This window comes from Aeromonas sp. Prich7-2 (genome assembly GCF_017939255.1).
In the GTDB taxonomy this organism is placed as follows: Bacteria; Pseudomonadota; Gammaproteobacteria; order Enterobacterales; family Aeromonadaceae; genus Aeromonas; species Aeromonas caviae.
Genome location: NZ_JAGKRI010000056.1, coordinates 1 through 15,746 on the forward strand (window position 1 = coordinate 1; position 15,746 = coordinate 15,746).

15 protein-coding genes, 1 tRNA gene and 1 pseudogene are annotated in these 15,746 nt (G+C 61.2%); 10 read left to right on the forward strand and 7 right to left on the reverse strand.

All coding sequences use genetic code 11. The annotated features are described in order from the left end of the window. Window positions 1-132, forward strand: a pseudogene (locus tag J9892_RS10910) (IS5/IS1182 family transposase); the annotation flags it as partial. Between the two features lie 9 nt (window positions 133-141). Here J9892_RS10910 and J9892_RS10915 read toward each other — a convergent pair. The 7 genes from J9892_RS10915 to J9892_RS10945 form a co-directional block, all read right to left on the reverse strand. Continuing rightward, a complete protein-coding gene (locus J9892_RS10915) occupies window positions 142-561 on the reverse strand; it encodes an META domain-containing protein (protein ID WP_052815785.1) in 420 nt (139 codons plus the stop codon). Between the two features lie 178 nt (window positions 562-739). Then, window positions 740-2,101: a molecular chaperone gene (yegD, locus tag J9892_RS10920; protein WP_210538313.1), complete on the reverse strand. Its 1,362-nt coding sequence runs from the start codon at window positions 2,099-2,101 to the stop codon at window positions 740-742. 106 nt (window positions 2,102-2,207) lie between these two features. Beyond that, entirely contained in the window at window positions 2,208-3,197 is a 990-nt protein-coding gene (locus J9892_RS10925; RefSeq protein ID WP_042878605.1) for a 2-hydroxyacid dehydrogenase, read from the reverse strand. 77 nt (window positions 3,198-3,274) lie between these two features. Then, window positions 3,275-3,754, reverse strand: coding sequence for a CreA family protein (locus J9892_RS10930; protein WP_041211972.1), 480 nt, complete (start codon window positions 3,752-3,754; stop codon window positions 3,275-3,277). Window positions 3,755-3,775: 21 nt separating this feature from the next. Further along, entirely contained in the window at window positions 3,776-4,222 is a 447-nt protein-coding gene (locus J9892_RS10935) for an Mpo1-like protein (protein ID WP_043153437.1), read from the reverse strand. Between the two features lie 284 nt (window positions 4,223-4,506). Next, on the reverse strand, window positions 4,507-5,367 hold the full coding sequence (locus tag J9892_RS10940) for a hypothetical protein (protein ID WP_210538314.1): 861 nt from the start codon (window positions 5,365-5,367) through the stop codon (window positions 4,507-4,509). A 156-nt stretch (window positions 5,368-5,523) separates the two neighbouring features. After that, window positions 5,524-5,910, reverse strand: a complete 387-nt coding sequence (locus tag J9892_RS10945) for a TraR/DksA C4-type zinc finger protein (RefSeq protein WP_010676061.1) — start codon at window positions 5,908-5,910, stop codon at window positions 5,524-5,526. Window positions 5,911-6,372: 462 nt separating this feature from the next. Between J9892_RS10945 and J9892_RS10950 the strand changes: the two genes are divergently transcribed. The 9 genes from J9892_RS10950 (at window position 6,373) to J9892_RS10990 (ending at window position 15,674) form a co-directional block, all read left to right on the forward strand. Then, window positions 6,373-7,704: a glutamine synthetase family protein gene (locus tag J9892_RS10950; protein ID WP_010676060.1), complete on the forward strand. Its 1,332-nt coding sequence runs from the start codon at window positions 6,373-6,375 to the stop codon at window positions 7,702-7,704. 290 nt (window positions 7,705-7,994) lie between these two features. Further along, window positions 7,995-9,356, forward strand: coding sequence for an aspartate aminotransferase family protein (locus tag J9892_RS10955; RefSeq protein WP_010676059.1), 1,362 nt, complete (start codon window positions 7,995-7,997; stop codon window positions 9,354-9,356). Between the two features lie 54 nt (window positions 9,357-9,410). Beyond that, window positions 9,411-10,508, forward strand: coding sequence for a polyamine ABC transporter substrate-binding protein (locus tag J9892_RS10960; protein ID WP_039039663.1), 1,098 nt, complete (start codon window positions 9,411-9,413; stop codon window positions 10,506-10,508). Between the two features lie 117 nt (window positions 10,509-10,625). Further along, on the forward strand, window positions 10,626-11,711 hold the full coding sequence (locus J9892_RS10965) for a polyamine ABC transporter substrate-binding protein (RefSeq protein WP_201890749.1): 1,086 nt from the start codon (window positions 10,626-10,628) through the stop codon (window positions 11,709-11,711). Between the two features lie 76 nt (window positions 11,712-11,787). Continuing rightward, window positions 11,788-12,942, forward strand: coding sequence for a polyamine ABC transporter ATP-binding protein (gene potA / locus J9892_RS10970; RefSeq protein WP_010676056.1), 1,155 nt, complete (start codon window positions 11,788-11,790; stop codon window positions 12,940-12,942). Next, complete coding sequence (locus tag J9892_RS10975; RefSeq protein ID WP_010676055.1) at window positions 12,939-13,844, forward strand: ABC transporter permease subunit; 906 nt, start codon at window positions 12,939-12,941, stop codon at window positions 13,842-13,844. Before potA ends, J9892_RS10975 begins: the two co-directional genes overlap by 4 nt. Then, window positions 13,841-14,683 carry an ABC transporter permease subunit gene (locus J9892_RS10980; RefSeq protein WP_010676054.1) on the forward strand — a complete coding sequence of 281 codons (843 nt, stop codon included), beginning with the start codon at window positions 13,841-13,843 and terminating at the stop codon, window positions 14,681-14,683. The genes J9892_RS10975 and J9892_RS10980 overlap by 4 nt, the downstream gene beginning before the upstream one ends. 48 nt (window positions 14,684-14,731) lie before the next feature. Continuing rightward, the gene (locus J9892_RS10985) at window positions 14,732-15,457 is read left to right on the forward strand and encodes an MOSC domain-containing protein (protein ID WP_210538315.1); all 726 of its coding nucleotides are present in this window, start codon (window positions 14,732-14,734) and stop codon (window positions 15,455-15,457) included. Between the two features lie 140 nt (window positions 15,458-15,597). After that, a tRNA-Pro gene (locus J9892_RS10990) sits at window positions 15,598-15,674 on the forward strand. Window positions 15,675-15,746 lie beyond the last annotated feature (72 nt).

Genomic DNA, 15,746 nt, shown 5'->3' on the forward strand with positions numbered 1-15,746 from the left:
TGGTTGAAGAAGTTTCGCCGGTTTTCAACGAGATATGAAAAGCTAGCCAAGAGTTTTGCAGCCTTTATCAAACTGGCTTTCTGCCTTCGCTACTTGCGCGAGTTATGTGTGGACAGAAAACCAGCATTTTGAGAACACAGCCTAGTACACCCAGTCTTGCAGTCTGTATTCCAAACGGTGCCGTTTTCCCTGGAGGATCAGGGTCTGGGTGGAACCGCTCAGTGTGGCCCCCTCCGTCAGGGTGGCGAGCACGGCCTGCTCTATCAGATCGAGTTCGGGGGGGCAGGCCATGGCGGTGCTGCCGAGGCTGGTGACCCAGAGCTTGTTCCCCTTGAGGTGACCCTGGCCGAAGTAGCGGTTGCAACCGGCGATGCCGTTGACGGTGAAGTGCTCACCGATCTCGATGTCGGGGGGATTGCTGCGGTGGCTGGCGATGGCCTGGCCATCCAGCCGATCGAGCACCCAGTGATGGTGTTGCAGGTCTTGCGAGGCAAAGCGGGGAGCACTGCTGCAGGCGCTGAGCAGAAGCAGGGCGAGCAACAGTAGCAGGTATCTGGGCATTGAAGGGGCTCCGGTGGTGGGTATGACAAGCATACCCGTCCCCGGGCCCAGGCGGCAGGGCGAGGGGGGAGGAGCCCGACCGCTTCTGTCGCCCCGGGGGAAGAGGGGGTGTCGGCAAATGGCAACACCCGCCCCGAGCGAACCTGTCTACAGGTCCCCCATGGCTCCCCTGGCTGTTTCAGTCCGCAAACAGCCGCTCGGCATAGCGGGCGAGGCCCGAGGCCACCGAACCGAAGTCATCACCCCCCTCCAGCGGTACCTTGGGCAGTTTCTGCTGGATGAAGGCCTTGATGAGGGGGGAGCGGGCACTGCCGCCGGTGACGAAGACCCGGTCAGGCTGCACGCCTGCCGCCAGGATAGCCTCGTCCATCAGCTCGCCAATCTTCTCCAGCAAGGGGGCGGAAGCACTGGCCAGCTGGGGGCGGGTGAGTGCCGCCTCCAGCCCTTTTTCCAGCTCGTTCAGGGTCTGGTGATTGTGCTCGTGGTCGGAGAGGGCGATCTTGCCCTGCTCGGCGCGCCACACCAGTTGATGGCTCAGCTTGTGGGCCCGCAGGCTGGCAAGGCGCGTGAGCTTGCTGCCTGGCTGGCTGTCGAGCTGGAGATCCTGCAACTGGCGGGCGGTATCCAGGCTGTAGAAACGGCTCTGGGCACTGACGTCATTGATGGCGGCGGCGTCCCAGAACAGGGGATGGGGCAGTGGCTTGCCGGTCTTGAGGGTCTCGTGCATGCCGAGCAGCGGCATCATGCCCTCCACGGTCAGGCGGATGTCGAAGTCGTTGCCCCCGATGCGCTGGCCGCTGTGACCGAGCAGATCGCCGCTGCGATCCAGCTGGTCACGGTGGCTCGGGCCCATGCGCAGCACGGAGCAGTCGGTGGTCCCGCCCCCGATGTCCACCACCAGCACCACCGCATCCTCGGTGAGGCGCGCTTCGAACTCGAAGCCGGCGGCCACCGGCTCATAGAGGAACTCCACCCGCTCGAACCCGGCGAGGCGTGCCGCCTCGCTCAGGATGGCGATGGCCTGGCGGTTGCTCTCTTCCCCCGCCAGTCCCTGGAAGTTGACCGGTCGGCCGATCACCGCCTGGCGGATGGTGCTGCCCGTCTGCTGCTCCGCCTCCCGGCGCACGTGCAGCATCATGGCGCAGACGATGTCCTCGAACAGGGCGATCTGGGGAGCCTTGAGGCCATAGGCCCCGAGAAAGGATTTGGGGGACTTGATGTAGTAGCCCTCGTCCGGCTCTTCCAGATAGCGCGCCAGCGCCGCACCGCCGAAGCTCAGCTCGTCGATGAGTCCCTCTTCGCGCATCTGGCGGCGCACCGCCTGGGCCCGGGTCACCACGGGACCGCGCAGCTTGAGGTATTCGCTCTGCTGGACGGGGGCCAGCCCTTCGGCCAGGAGGCCGGCGATGGCGTCCCGGTGGGGGGCGTGCAGGGTGGAGGGAAGGTAATGGGAACCGGAGAGGGTCAGCAGCCTGGGGCTGCCCTGTTCCATCACGGCGACGGCACAGTTGGAGGTACCGTAATCAAATCCGATGAACATGCTGGCCAGACTCCTGTACAAAAAAGGGCTGGTAGCCTACCCGATGCCGCCGGGTCTCACAACCCGGCGGGGCGGGATCAATGGCGTGGCGACAACGCCTCAGGGATCACTCCACTTCGTTGTCAGAGCGGCCCTGGCTCTCGATGGCCTGGATGTTGCTGAGGGTGGTGTCGGCGATGGCGTGCAGTGCCTCCCGGGTCAGGAAGGCCTGGTGACCGGTGAACAGCACGTTGTGACAGGCAGACAGGCGGCGGAAGACGTCGTCGGTGATCACCTCGTTGGACTTGTCCTCGAAGAAGAGGTCTTCCTCCTCCTCGTAGACGTCCAGCCCCAGGGCGCCGATGCGGGAGGTCTTGAGGGCCTCGATGGCGGCGTTGGAGTCGAGCAGGCCGCCCCGGCTGGTGTTGATGATCATCACCCCGTCCTTCATCTTGGCGAAGGCCTCCTTGTTCAGCAGGTGATAGTTCTCCTTGAACAGGGGGCAGTGCAGGCTGATGACATCGGACTGACGGAATAGGGTGTCGAGATCCACGTACTCGGCGCCCAGATCGATGGCCGCCTGGTTCGGATAGGGATCGCTCACCAGCAGGCGCATGCCGAACCCCTTGAGGATGCGCAAGGTGGCGATGCCGATCTTGCCGGTGCCTATGATGCCGGCGGTGCGGCCATGCATGTTGAAGCCCACCAGCCCTTCCAGGGAGAAGTTGGCGTCCCGGGTGCGCTGATACGCCTTATGGATGCGGCGGTTGAGGGTCATCATCAGGCCCACCGCATGTTCGGCAACAGCCTCGGGGGAGTAGGCAGGCACCCGCACCACCTTGAGTCCCAGCTCCTTGGCGGCGGCCAGATCCACGTTGTTGTAACCGGCGCAGCGCAGGGCGATGACCCTGGTGCCGTACTGCGCCAGCTCGGTCAGCACTTCGCGGTCGGCATCATCGTTGACGAACAGGCAGACCACGGGGAAGCCGTGGGCGAGACGGGCCGTCTTGGCCTCCAGCCGCACGTCGAAGAACTCCAGATCGAAACCGTACTGGGCGTTGGCCTGGTGGAAATGTTCCTTGTCGTAGCTCTTGGTACTGAAAACGGCGACTCTCATGGTGCGCTCTCCGTAGATAATGATGTGGTTAAATTACAACAAATAGTGACCGTCATCACGGGATAAGTGGTGCTGTTTCAACCCCAGGGCATGATGGGGACGGCACTCACTGCACTCTTGTACGAACCATCCACCAACTTGGTGCTGTAAGTCAGATAGACAAGGGCATTGCGCTTCTCGTCGTAAAAACGCACCACCTTCTGCTCCTTGAACACCAGCGAGGTGCTGACGTCGAACACCTCTTCCCCCGCCTTCAGCCTGGCGGGCAGGGTGATGGGGCCGATCTGGTGGCACGAGAGGGAAGCGTGGGAGGGATCTTCCGCCAGCCCGAGTCCGCCCTTGACGCCGCCGGTCTTGGGGCGGGCCAGATAGCAGGCGACACCGGCGATTTTAGGGTCGTCGAACGCCTCCACCAGGATCTTGTGGTTGGGTCCGAGGAGCTTGAAAGCGGTGCTCACCTCGCCGACGGGATCGGCCTTGTCGGCCAGCACCGGGCCGGCCATCAGTGCCCCCAGCAGCAGGGGCAGGGTGCGAGCAAGGGTCTGAAGATGTCTCATGGTCTCTCCTGTTGGCCTCCCTCAGAAAGGGATGCCCAAACGACGATAGAGGCTGGCCAGCACCCAGGCGGGGCCTACCAGCAGGAATTGCAGGTCGGTGAGAAAGGAGGGGCGTTTCCCCTCGATATGGTGACCGACGAACTGGGCTATCCAGAACAGCACGAACCCGATAAGGGCAGGCCACAGCAGCGGCCCCTGCCAGACGTGGCAGAAGGCCAGCCCCAGGGCGGTCAGGGCCGTCATCCCCGTAAAGATCGTCAACGACAGCCGCAGGTAGAAGACCAGCACCGGGATGGCCGCCAGCTCCGCCCAGTTGAGGGACGCTGGCAGGGGACCTGCGGGCAGGCACCAGAGCAGTGCCAGGATGCAGAGGTAGATGCCTGGCACCGCCACCTTGTGGATGGCCACATTGACGGGGTGTTGATGGCTCTGGCCATAGTCGCGAAACCAGTCATCCAGTCGTTTCATGGCACCTCCCTGGTGCGCGTATTGAGGACGGGCGACCTCGCGTTCCTGTGCGTCTGCGGCGGGCTGCGCCCACCGGATGGGATGACCCGCGGCTGATCACGCTCCCGGCGGCGGATATTCCCAACGTCGGAGGCCGTGTCCGTTCACGCTCGCAGCGGTGGATATTCCTAACGCCGGATACCGTGTCTGCTCACGCTCGCAGCGGTGGATATTTCCAACACCGGAGGCCGTGTCTGCTCATGCTCGCAGCGGTGGATATTCTCAACGCCGGATATCGTGCCCATTTACTCCTGAGACGGTGGATATTCCCAATATTGGGCCGGAATGCTTTTGAGCAAGGGGGTCATGTCGGGATTGGGCAGGGCGATGGTGACTCTCTGCTCCAGATTGGCGCTGGCCAGGGCCTCGCGGATCTTGGGGTTCTCCCGAAAGAACGCCATGAAGCTACCGTCGGCATAGGCACGCTCGAGGCCGGTCTGGATCGCCTTGGCCAGCTTCGGCGATTCCGGGCTGACGAAGAAGAACTCGGCGAAGGGGTAGCGGATCAGCAGGTGCTGATCGATCACCAGGTTGGGATATTGTGCCGCCAGCTCGCTGCGTTCGGCGAAGATTTCCACCAGACCACGGGGGAAGAAGTCCAGCTTGTCGCCGTCATTCATCAGGCGAAACAGGTTGCTGTAGCGCCCGGCATAGGTGGGAATGCCTGCTAGTTCCAGGATCTTGTTGTCGGCCCAGCCCACTCCCTGGGCGGCTTTCAGTTTCTTGATGTCTGCCAGGGTGTTGATCTGGTTGAACCGCTCCTGGGCATCGGCGTGGATGAAGGAGAGGCGCAGCCCTTCCAGGCCACGAAACAGCGGGATTGGCACTGCGGTGAGGGAGGATTCCAGCGCGCTGGAGGTACCCATCCAGAACACATTGATGACCTTGCCCTTGGCAAGCGCCTGCTGGAGGCTGTACTGGTTGAGATTGAGGTCGACCCGCTCCAGCTTGTAGGGCTGCCCGGCGTGGTTGAGCGCCAGTTCCAGCAGCTTGAGCTGGTATTCGTTGTCGAGATCGTTGATCGGTCGGCTGGGGACCTTGACGGTGAGCGTCTGTGCTTGTGCCAGCAATGGCAGGCACAAGCACAGCCTGATGAGCCATTTCACGCTTTGATCTCCTGTAGGATCCGGGACTTGCCCGGAGTCTAACAGAAGTTGTCATGCTCTTGCTGTGAAAGGGGCCGGGGATCACCCGGCCGCGTCATCTTCGGGCATGGCCTGCCCTGTGCCCGGCTCGTACCGAGGCCGGGCTTGTTCGCCGCATCAGGCGACGCGACGGAACACGTGAGTGTCGTTGAATTCCTTGGTGCTCTGGCATTCAACACAGAAGCGGGACTCGGGACGGGCCTGCAGCCGCTTGAGAGAGATCTCGTCGCCACAGGATTCGCAATAGCCAAAATCCCCTTCATTGATCCGCTTCAACGCCCCTTTCAGCTTGCGCAGGTGCAACTTGTCGTGCTCGATGCGGTTCAGCTCCAGGCGACGGGCCTCCTCGACACTGGCACGGTCAATTTCATCCGCCATCTCGTTGGTATCGGTGGCGATAGCCTGGCTGGCCTGGGAGTTGAGACGTTCTTCGAGCTCAAGGATTTGTCGCTCGATCTGGCCTTTGTAGAAGGTCAGTTGGTCTTCTGTCATGAAATCACACATACGGTTTGCTACCAGTCAGTTTCCCAATGTTACCCATTGATGGGGGCTGTCTGTCGTCAGACCAAGCCCTTGTATCCCGTTTTGCACCAAATCCATGCAGGAGAGTGCAAATCAGGGCGGGCCTTGTACCAAAAAAATGCAGACATGCAAAGGAAATTGGATAAGGAGTGTGCGCCCTTGCAAAGAAATGGGCCTTCTCCGACAGGGTCTGACTGAGTATCGAACGAGATCCCGCCGCCGTTGGCATCGAGCTTGCAGTGGGCTGATCGTGACACAAAGTGTTTAGTATTTGGTGCCGCGCTGGTCATTATACAGGCCGTTGTTTATAGTTTTTTAAACACCGCTGCTTGACAAAGGCCTTTATCACGGGCTTTTATGGTGTGGTCGATTACATTTTCTTAACAAGGGTGTTCCTTATATTAGACACCCTTGACAATGGCAACCGTAAAGTCGGGGTTTAACATGGACAGTATCAAGGGCTGGATGGAGAGCAATCGCATCACGGAAGTGGAGTGCCTGTTTCCGGATTTCACCGGCAATGCCCGAGGCAAGATCATTCCAGCCAACAAGTTTCTGCGCGAGGGGGGCATGCGGCTGCCCGAGGTCATCTTCACCCAGACGGTGACCGGCGAGTACCCGGATGACGACAGCATGATAGACCCGCTGGAGCGGGACATGCAGCTCTATCCCGATCCCAACACCATTCGTTTCGTACCCTGGGCGCTGGAGCCCACCGCCCAGGTGATCCACGACTGCTTTGACGTCAACGGCAAGCTCATCGACATCGCTCCCCGCTCCGTGCTGCGCCGGGTTCTGTCATTCTACGAGAAGCAGGGCTGGAAGCCGGTGGTGGCGCCGGAGCTGGAGTTCTACCTGGTGACCCGCAACGAAGATCCCGACTATCCGCTGGTGCCGCCGGTGGGCCGCAACGGCCGCCCGGAAACGGCCCGCCAGTCGTTCAGCATCGATGCGGTGAACGAATTCGACCCCATCTTCGAGGACATGTACGACTATTGCGAGGCCCAGGAGCTGGAGGTGGACACCCTGATCCACGAATCCGGCGCCGCCCAGATGGAGATCAACTTCCTGCACGGGGATGCCATCGATCTCGCCGACCAGGTGTTTCTGTTCAAGCGCACCATGCGCGAGGCCGCCCATCGCCACGGCATCTATGCCACCTTCATGGCCAAGCCCATGAGCAACGAACCGGGTTCCGCCATGCACATCCACCAGAGCCTGGAAGACATGGATGGCAACAACCTGTTTGGTACCAGCGAAGGGGGCAACTCCGATCTGTTCATGCATTTCATCGCCGGCCTGCAGAAATACACCCCGGCAGTGACCGCCCTGCTGGCGCCGAACGTCAACTCCTACCGCCGCCTCACCTTTGGCGAGAGTGCGCCGCGCAACGTGCAGTGGGGGGTGGAAAACCGCACCTGCGGCCTGCGGGTACCCTTCTCCGAACCGAGCGCCCGTCGGGTCGAGAACCGCTTCGCCGGGGCCGATGCCAACCCGTATCTGGCCCTGGCCGCCACCCTGGCCTGCGGCTACCTCGGCATGCTGGAGAAGCTCGAACCCATGCAGGAGATGAAGGCGAGTGCCTATGACCTGCCCTACAGCCTGCCCCGCTCGCTGGAGGAATCGCTGAGCCACCTGGAGCAGTGTGAACCCATCAAGGACATGCTGGGGGAGCGCTTCATCCGCGCCTTCGTGGCCGTCAAACGCAAGGAGTACGAGACCTATTTCGGCGTGATCAGCCGCTGGGAACGGGAATTCCTGCTGCTGAACGTCTGATCTGTCCCCGGGGGAGGCGAGGCCTCTCCCCGTCATATCGCAAGCAAGGGGCCGAAGGCCCGTCTCGCGGCGGCGCCCGCGACCCGGAAGGCACCGAGTATAGGTGAGGGCCACTCTCGCAATGGAGAGGGGGTCACCTGCAATCAACTGGCGACGATGTTCGCCCCATGGAAAGGCATCGAGCAGGCAAGAGAGTGCCAGCCCCGTGAATGGCAGTGACCGGGCAGGCCATCCGTGCCCTCATGAATGGCGACAAGATTCGCCGAATCGAAGGAACCGAGGAGCAAGCAATGCAGCACACCACCCGTGAGTGGCAGCAACTGGAAGCCAGCCATCATCTGCATCCGTTTACCGATTTTCAGGCCCTGAACAAGAAGGGCAGTCGCATCATCACCAAGGCCGAAGGCGTCTATCTGGAAGACTCCGAAGGCAAGCGCATTCTGGACGGGATGGCGGGTCTGTGGTGCGTCAACATGGGCTACGGCCGTCAGGAGCTGGTGGATGCCGCCACTCGCCAGATGCAGCAGCTGCCCTACTACAACCTCTTCTTCCAGACCAGCCACCCCCCTGCTGCCGAGCTGGCCACCCTGCTGGCCGAGATCACCCCTTCCCACCTCAACCACGTCTTCTTCACCGGCTCGGGCTCGGAGTGCAACGACACCGTGCTGCGCATGGTGCGCCACTACTGGGCCAGCAAGGGACAACCTGACAAGCAGGTGATCATCAGCCGCCACAATGCCTATCACGGCTCCACCGTGGCGGGGGCCAGTCTGGGCGGCATGAAGGGGATGCACGCCCAGGGCGGCTTGCCCATTCCGGGCATAGTACACATCGACCAGCCCTATCACTTCGGTGAGGGAGAGGGCATGAGCGCCCACGAGTTCGGTCTGGCCCGTGCCCGCCAGCTGGAAGAGAAGATCCTGGCACTGGGGGTGGACAAGGTGGCCGCCTTCATCGGCGAGCCTATCCAGGGTGCGGGGGGGGTCATCATTCCCCCCGAGAGCTACTGGCCGGAGATCCAGCGCATCTGCGACCAGTACGGCATCCTGCTCATCGCAGACGAGGTGATCTGCGGCTTTGGCCGCACCGGCCACTGGTTTGCCAGTGAAGGTTTTGGCATCAAACCGGACCTCATGTGCCTGGCCAAGGGCATTACCTCCGGCTATCTGCCGATGGGCGCCGTGATGGTGGGGGACAGGGTAGCCAGGGTGCTGGTGGAAGAGGGGGGGGAGTTCAACCATGGCTTCACCTATTCCGGTCATCCGGTCGCCTGCGCCGTGGCCATTGCCAACATCCAGCTTATGCAAAGGGAGAGCATAGTTAAGCGAGTTCATGATAGTATCGGCCCCTATTTGCAGCGCCGCTGGGCTGAGCTGGCGGACCATCCTCTGGTGGGGGAAACCCGTGGAAAAGGCCTGGTCGCCGCGCTGGAAATAGTGCAGGACAAGCAGACGAAACGTCGCTTCCCGGCCGAGCTCCATGCCGGGATGACCTGTCGGGAGTTCTGTTTTAACAATGGCTTGGTGATGAGGGCTGTCGGCGATACCATGATCATATCGCCCCCCTTGGTGATCACCGAGGAACAGGTGGATGAATTGGTCAAACTGGCCAGGCTCAGTCTGGACCTGACGGCTGCAAAGCTGCGGGAATAGGCGGGAACCGGGCAGGTTGGCTTACGCATACAATTTGCTTAGGAGACAAGGACTATGTCTTTTAAAAAGGGAATGATGGCTGCTTCCGTGGCGCTGGTCATGATGAGTACCGGGGCGATGGCCGACGAGAAGGTGCTGCACGTCTACAACTGGAGCGACTATATCGCGCCGGATACGCTGGAAAACTTCCAGAAGGAGACGGGCATCAAGGTGGTCTACGACGTGTTCGACAGCAATGAAGTGCTGGAAGCCAAGTTGCTGGCTGGCAAGTCGGGCTATGACATCGTCGTACCGTCCAACCCCTTCCTGGCCAAGCAGATCAAGGCAGGTGTCTTCCAGAAGCTGGACAAGTCCAAACTCTCCAACTGGCAGAACCTGGACGTCGACCTGCTCAAGGCGCTCGAACCGAGCGATCCGGGCAACCAATACTCCATCCCTTACCTGTGGGGCACCATCGGCTATGCCTACAACGCCGAGAAGGTGAAGGCCGTGCTGGGGGCCGATGCTCCGGTGGACTCCTGGGATCTGGTGTTCAAGCCGGAGAACATGGCCAAGCTGAAGGAGTGCGGTGTCTCCTTCCTCGACTCGCCGACCGAAATGCTGCCGGCCGCCCTGCAATACCTGGGCTTCAAGCCGGACAGCCAGAAGCCGGATGAACTGAAGAAGGCAGAGGAGCTGTTCCTCTCCATCCGTCCCTATACCGCCTATTTCCACTCTTCCAAGTACATTTCGGATCTGGCCAATGGCAACCTGTGCGTGGCGGTCGGTTACTCCGGTGACCTGCAGCAGTCCAAGGCGCGTGCCGCCGAGGCCAAGAACGGTGTCAGCCTGACTTACACCATTCCGAAAGAGGGGGCAGGCAGCTTCTTCGACATGATCGCCATCCCGGCGGATGCCAAGAACGTCGAGGCGGCCCACACCTTCATCAATTACCTGATGAAGCCGGACGTGATCGCGAACATCACCAACGTGGTGCAGTTCCCGAACGGCAACAAGGCGGCCACGCCGCTGGTGGACGAGGCGATCCGTACCGACCCGGGTATCTACCCGACGCCGGATACCCTCAAGAAGATCTACACCTTCCCGGATCTGCCGGCCAAGGTGCAGCGTCTGATGACCCGCAGCTGGACCAAGATCAAGTCAGGCAAGTAAGAGTGACGAGTACCCCTCCCGGTCCGCAGTTCGGCCGGGAGGGTGGTGACCACCCGACAGGTTGGACGGCGCGTATGGATGCGCGACTGGCAAAATCACACAAATGAGGACTGATAAGTGCACATGACCAAGATGGCAACGCTGGCCCTGACCCTGGGGTTTGCAAATCTGACCCAGGCAGCCCCTGTGGTTCATTTTTACAACTGGTCCGATTATATCGGCGAGACCACCCTCAGTGACTTTCAGCAGAAGACCGGGATCAAGACCGTCTACGACGTGTTTGACTCCAACGAGACGCTGGAAGGCAAGCTGCTGACCGGACGCACCGGCTACGATCTGGTCGTGCCCTCCAACAATTTCCTGGCCAAGCAGATCAAGGCGGGGGCCTTCCAGAAGCTGGACCTCACCCTGCTGCCAAACCTGAGCAACCTGGACCCCTTGCTGCTCAAGCAGCTCGAGAAGGTGGATCCGGGCCATCAGTACGCCGTGCCCTACCTCTGGGGCACCAACGGCATCGGTTACAACGTCGACAAGATCAAGGAAGTACTGGGTGTCGACAAGATTGACTCCTGGGCGACCATTTTCGAGCCGGAAAACATGAAGAAGCTCTCCCAGTGCGGCGTAGCCTTCCTCGATTCGGCGGACGAGATGATCCCGGCGGCCCTCAACTACCTGGGGCTCAACCCCAACAGCCATGAGCCGGCGGATATCAAGCGGGCCGAAGAGCAGCTGCTCAAGGTGCGCCCCTATGTGGCCTACTTCCACTCCTCCAAGTACATCGGTGATCTCGCCAACGGCAACATCTGCGTGGCGGCGGGTTTCTCCGGCGACATCCTGCAGGCGGCGTCCCGGGCCGAGGAGGCGGGCAAGGGGATCAATATTGCCTACAGCATCCCCAAGGAGGGTGGCAATCTCTGGTTCGACATGATGGCGATCCCGGCCGATGCCACCAACGTGAAAGAGGCTCACGCCTTGATCAACTACATTCTCGAACCGCAGGTCATCGCCAAGGTGAGCGACTATGTGGGTTACGCGAACCCGAACATCAAGGCGGGAGAGTTCATGGACAAGGCCGTGCGCGAGGACGAGTCTGTCTATCCCCCCCAGGCGGTGCTTGAGCGTCTGTATGTGCAGGAAGCACATCCCCGCTCGGTGCAGCGCCTGATCACCCGGAGTTGGACCAAGATCAAATCCGGAACCTAACCTTGGCGCCCATCCCGGGGCGCCAGATTGTATTGATGGATCGGCCCAGGCCGGAATCACCTTTGGGAGTTTGGTAATGGCGATAGCCTCCAGTGCCTACAAGAAAGCCCTCGAGGGCAGCCAGCAGCGTAAAGAAGTGCTGGTCAAAATAGACAGGGTAAGCAAGCAGTTCGACGAAACGCTGGCGGTCGACAACGTGTCTCTCAACATCCACAAGGGCGAGATCTTCGCCCTGCTGGGTGGGTCCGGCTCCGGCAAGTCCACCTTGCTGCGGATGCTGGCCGGGTTCGAGCGACCCACGGAAGGACGGCTGTTCCTCGACGGCGTCGACATTACCGACATGCCGCCCTATGAACGCCCCATCAACATGATGTTCCAGTCCTATGCCCTGTTCCCCCACATGACGGTGGCCCAGAACATCGCCTTCGGCCTCAAGCAGGATGGCCTGCCCAAGGCGGAGATCGATGCCCGGGTGGAAGAGATGCTCAAGCTGGTGCAGATGACCCAGTACGCCCGCCGCAAGCCGCACCAGCTCTCCGGTGGTCAGCGTCAGCGGGTGGCCCTGGCCCGTTCCCTGGCCAAGCGTCCCAAGCTGCTGCTGCTGGACGAGCCCATGGGGGCGCTGGACAAGAAGCTGCGCTCCACCATGCAGCTCGAGCTGGTCGAGATCATCGAGCGGGTGGGCGTGACCTGCGTCATGGTGACCCACGATCAGGAAGAAGCCATGACCATGGCCGAGCGGATCGCCATCATGCACCTCGGTTGCATCGAGCAGATCGGCAGCCCGATGGACATCTACGAAACCCCGGCCAGCCGGCTGGTGTGCGAGTTCATCGGCAACGTCAACCTGTTTGACGGCCTGCTGGTGGAGGATGAGCAGGACCACGCCATCATCGCCTGTGCGGATCTGGAGCAGCCCATCTATGTGGGTCACGGCATCAGCTCCCGGGCGGAGAACAAGAAGGTCACCTATGCCCTGCGTCCGGAAAAACTGCTGATGAGCCTGCAAAAGCCGGAAGAGATCGAGCATCCGGACTTCAACTGGACCAAGGGCGAGGTTTATGACATCGCCTATCTGGGCGGCCATTCCGTGTATCACATCCAGTTGCCCTCGGGCAAAATCGTTCAGGCTTTCATCGCCAATGCCGAACGCCACGGCAAACGGCCGACCTGGGATGACCAGGTGTTCCTCTACTGGGAAGATGACAGCGGCGTGGTGCTGCAATCATGAAGGCATTGAGACGACTCAAACAGGTGGGAGGGCGGCAGCTGGTCATCGGCATCCCCTTCTTCTGGCTGTTCCTCTTCTTCCTGCTGCCCTTCATTATCGTCGTGAAGATCAGCTTCGCCGAAGCGGACGTGGCCATCCCGCCCTACACGGACGTGGTGAGCTGGGCAGACAATCAGCTCACCATACTGCTCAACCTGGGCAACTACCTGCTGCTGCAGGAGGATGAGCTCTACATCGCGGCTTATCTGGGGTCCCTCAAGATAGCCCTGGTCAGTACCCTGCTCTGCCTGTTGATCGGCTATCCCATGGCTTACGCCATTTCGCGGGCCAACAAGGAGACCCAGACCGTTCTGTTGCTGCTCATCATGATGCCGACCTGGACGGCGATCCTGATCCGGGTATACGCCTGGATGGGGATCCTCAGCAACAACGGCCTGCTCAACAGCGTCCTGCTGGGCATCGGGGTGATCGACGAACCGCTGCAGATCCTCAATACCAACCTGGCGGTCTATATCGGCATCGTTTACTCCTACCTGCCGTTCATGGTGCTGCCGCTTTATGCCAACCTGGTCAAGCACGACCAGAGCCTGCTGGAGGCGGCCTCCGATCTGGGTGCCCGCAACCTGACCCGGTTCTGGCAGATCACGGTGCCACTCTCCAAGAACGGCATCATCGCCGGTTGCATGCTGGTCTTCATCCCGGTGGTGGGCGAGTTCGTCATCCCCGAGATGCTGGGTGGTCCGGAGACCCTGATGATCGGCAAGGTGTTGTGGCAGGAGTTCTTCAACAACCGTGACTGGCCGGTGGCCTCCGCCCTGGCGGTGGTGATGCTGGCGGTGCTGATCATTCCCATCATCCTGTTCAACCGCAACCAGGCCAAAGAGCTGGAGGGCAAGGCATGAGACGTTTCGGTTTTGCCAAGCTGATGCTGTGGCTGGGGCTGCTGTTCATCTACCTGCCCATGATCATCATGGTCATCTACTCCTTCAACGCCTCCAAGCTGGTGACGGTGTGGGGAGGCTGGTCGCTCAAGTGGTACTTCGGCCTGCTCGACAACAAACAGTTGATCGGGTCCGTGTTCCGCTCCCTGGAGATCGCCTTCTACACCGCCATCGCGGCGGTGGCGCTGGGGACAGTGGCGGCCTTCGTGCTGACCCGGATCCCTCACTTCCGTGGCCGGACCCTGTTCGGCGGCATGGTGACGGCGCCGCTGGTGATGCCCGAGGTGATCACCGGTCTCTCCCTGCTGCTGCTGTTCGTGGCCATGGCCCAGCTGGTGGGTTGGCCCGCGGAGCGGGGCATGCTGACCATCTGGATAGCACATACCACCTTCTGTACCGCCTATGTGGCAATCGTGGTGTCGGCGCGGCTGCGGGAGCTGGATCTCTCCATCGAGGAGGCGGCCATGGACCTGGGAGCCAAGCCCTGGAAGGTGTTCTTCCTGATCACCATCCCGATGATAGCCCCGTCGCTGGCGGCGGGTGGCATGATGTCGTTTGCCCTGTCGCTGGATGATCTGGTGCTGGCGAGCTTCGTCTCCGGCCCGGGCTCGACCACCCTGCCGATGGAAGTGTTCTCGGCGGTGCGCCTCGGCGTGAAGCCCGAGATCAACGCCATCGCGAGCCTGATCCTGCTGTCGGTATCCCTGTTCACCTTCGGTAGCTGGTATCTGATGGCTCGGGCGGAGAAACGCCGCCGTGCCGAAATCGCCATGACCACCCAGATGCAGGCAGTTGCCTGACCTGCCCCGTGATAAGATCCGCATTCCCCCATCCGTCAGGAGAATGGAATGCGGATCTCCCTCTTCATCGGCCAGAGCGCCGAACTGAACCCAGAGCAGGCCCCCGGCCTCATCAGTGCCATCCACAAGCAGCCTGCCGACGCCCCTCTGTGGTGTGATTTCCTCGGCCTTCGCGGGGATGAGCAGAGCGACAGACGCCATCATGGCGGCCCGGATCGGGCCCTGCACCATTACCCGGCGGAGCACTACGCCTGGTGGAAAACCTGGCAAACCGCGCTGGGACTGCCTGTACCACGCACACCCTGGCAGCCTGCCGCCTTTGGCGAGAATCTCTCTGGTTCGGGGCTGACGGAGGCGCAGGCCTGCATCGGCGATGTCTATCGACTTGGGGAGGCGCTGATCCAGATAAGCCAGCCCAGATCCCCCTGTTTCAAGCTCAACCAGCGCTTTGGCTATGGCCAGCTCTCCCAGGTGATGCAGCTGAGTGGCCGCTGTGGCTGGCTGCTGCGGGTGCTGGAAGAGGGAAGGGTGGAGCCGCAGGGGGAGCTGACACTGGTGGACAGACCCTACCCTGAGCTGACGGTGAAGCGCACGGCCGACATCCTGTACAACCAGGCTCGCAACGAGGAAGACCTGCAACTGCTGCTGGAGAACCCGGCGCTCTCTCCCAACTGGCGCCAGCATGCGGCTCATTGGCTGGAACATGGAGTGGTGGCGGATTGGAGCCGGCGTTTGCTGGGGCCGACCGAGTTCAGGTTGTCTCGACAGGGCTGAAGGCAGGCGGAAAGATGCCTTGTGGCGATTTTTGCTGCGGCTCGCTGAATTATTGAGCGTAAAGCCATTTTTTTAGAGTGAATGCAAAAAAAGGCTTGTGTCGGGTCGGGGCTTTCGGTAAATTCTCGCCCCGCAGACATCGGTGTGTAGCGCAGCTTGGTAGCGCACTTCGTTCGGGACGAAGGGGTCGGAGGTTCGAATCCTCTCACACCGACCACATTTGAAAAGGCCGCTCAATGAGCGGCCTTTTCGCATTTGGTCTGTTGAAGCAAAGCTGACATTTCCATTG

What these genes read in the sequence shown, in the direction of transcription:
- J9892_RS10915 (WP_052815785.1), bottom strand. Translation starts at nt 561, where the DNA reads ATGCCCAGATACCTGCTACTGTTGCTCGCCCTGCTTCTGCTCAGCGCC.
- J9892_RS10930 (WP_041211972.1), bottom strand. Translation starts at nt 3,754, where the DNA reads ATGAGACATCTTCAGACCCTTGCTCGCACCCTGCCCCTGCTGCTGGGG.
- J9892_RS10935 (WP_043153437.1), bottom strand. Translation starts at nt 4,222, where the DNA reads ATGAAACGACTGGATGACTGGTTTCGCGACTATGGCCAGAGCCATCAA.
- yegD (WP_210538313.1), bottom strand. Translation starts at nt 2,101, where the DNA reads ATGTTCATCGGATTTGATTACGGTACCTCCAACTGTGCCGTCGCCGTG.
- J9892_RS10955 (WP_010676059.1), top strand. Translation starts at nt 7,995, where the DNA reads ATGCAGCACACCACCCGTGAGTGGCAGCAACTGGAAGCCAGCCATCAT.
- J9892_RS10985 (WP_210538315.1), top strand. Translation starts at nt 14,732, where the DNA reads ATGCGGATCTCCCTCTTCATCGGCCAGAGCGCCGAACTGAACCCAGAG.
- J9892_RS10980 (WP_010676054.1), top strand. Translation starts at nt 13,841, where the DNA reads ATGAGACGTTTCGGTTTTGCCAAGCTGATGCTGTGGCTGGGGCTGCTG.
- potA (WP_010676056.1), top strand. Translation starts at nt 11,788, where the DNA reads ATGGCGATAGCCTCCAGTGCCTACAAGAAAGCCCTCGAGGGCAGCCAG.
- J9892_RS10925 (WP_042878605.1), bottom strand. Translation starts at nt 3,197, where the DNA reads ATGAGAGTCGCCGTTTTCAGTACCAAGAGCTACGACAAGGAACATTTC.
- J9892_RS10950 (WP_010676060.1), top strand. Translation starts at nt 6,373, where the DNA reads ATGGACAGTATCAAGGGCTGGATGGAGAGCAATCGCATCACGGAAGTG.
- J9892_RS10975 (WP_010676055.1), top strand. Translation starts at nt 12,939, where the DNA reads ATGAAGGCATTGAGACGACTCAAACAGGTGGGAGGGCGGCAGCTGGTC.
- J9892_RS10960 (WP_039039663.1), top strand. Translation starts at nt 9,411, where the DNA reads ATGTCTTTTAAAAAGGGAATGATGGCTGCTTCCGTGGCGCTGGTCATG.
- J9892_RS10945 (WP_010676061.1), bottom strand. Translation starts at nt 5,910, where the DNA reads ATGTGTGATTTCATGACAGAAGACCAACTGACCTTCTACAAAGGCCAG.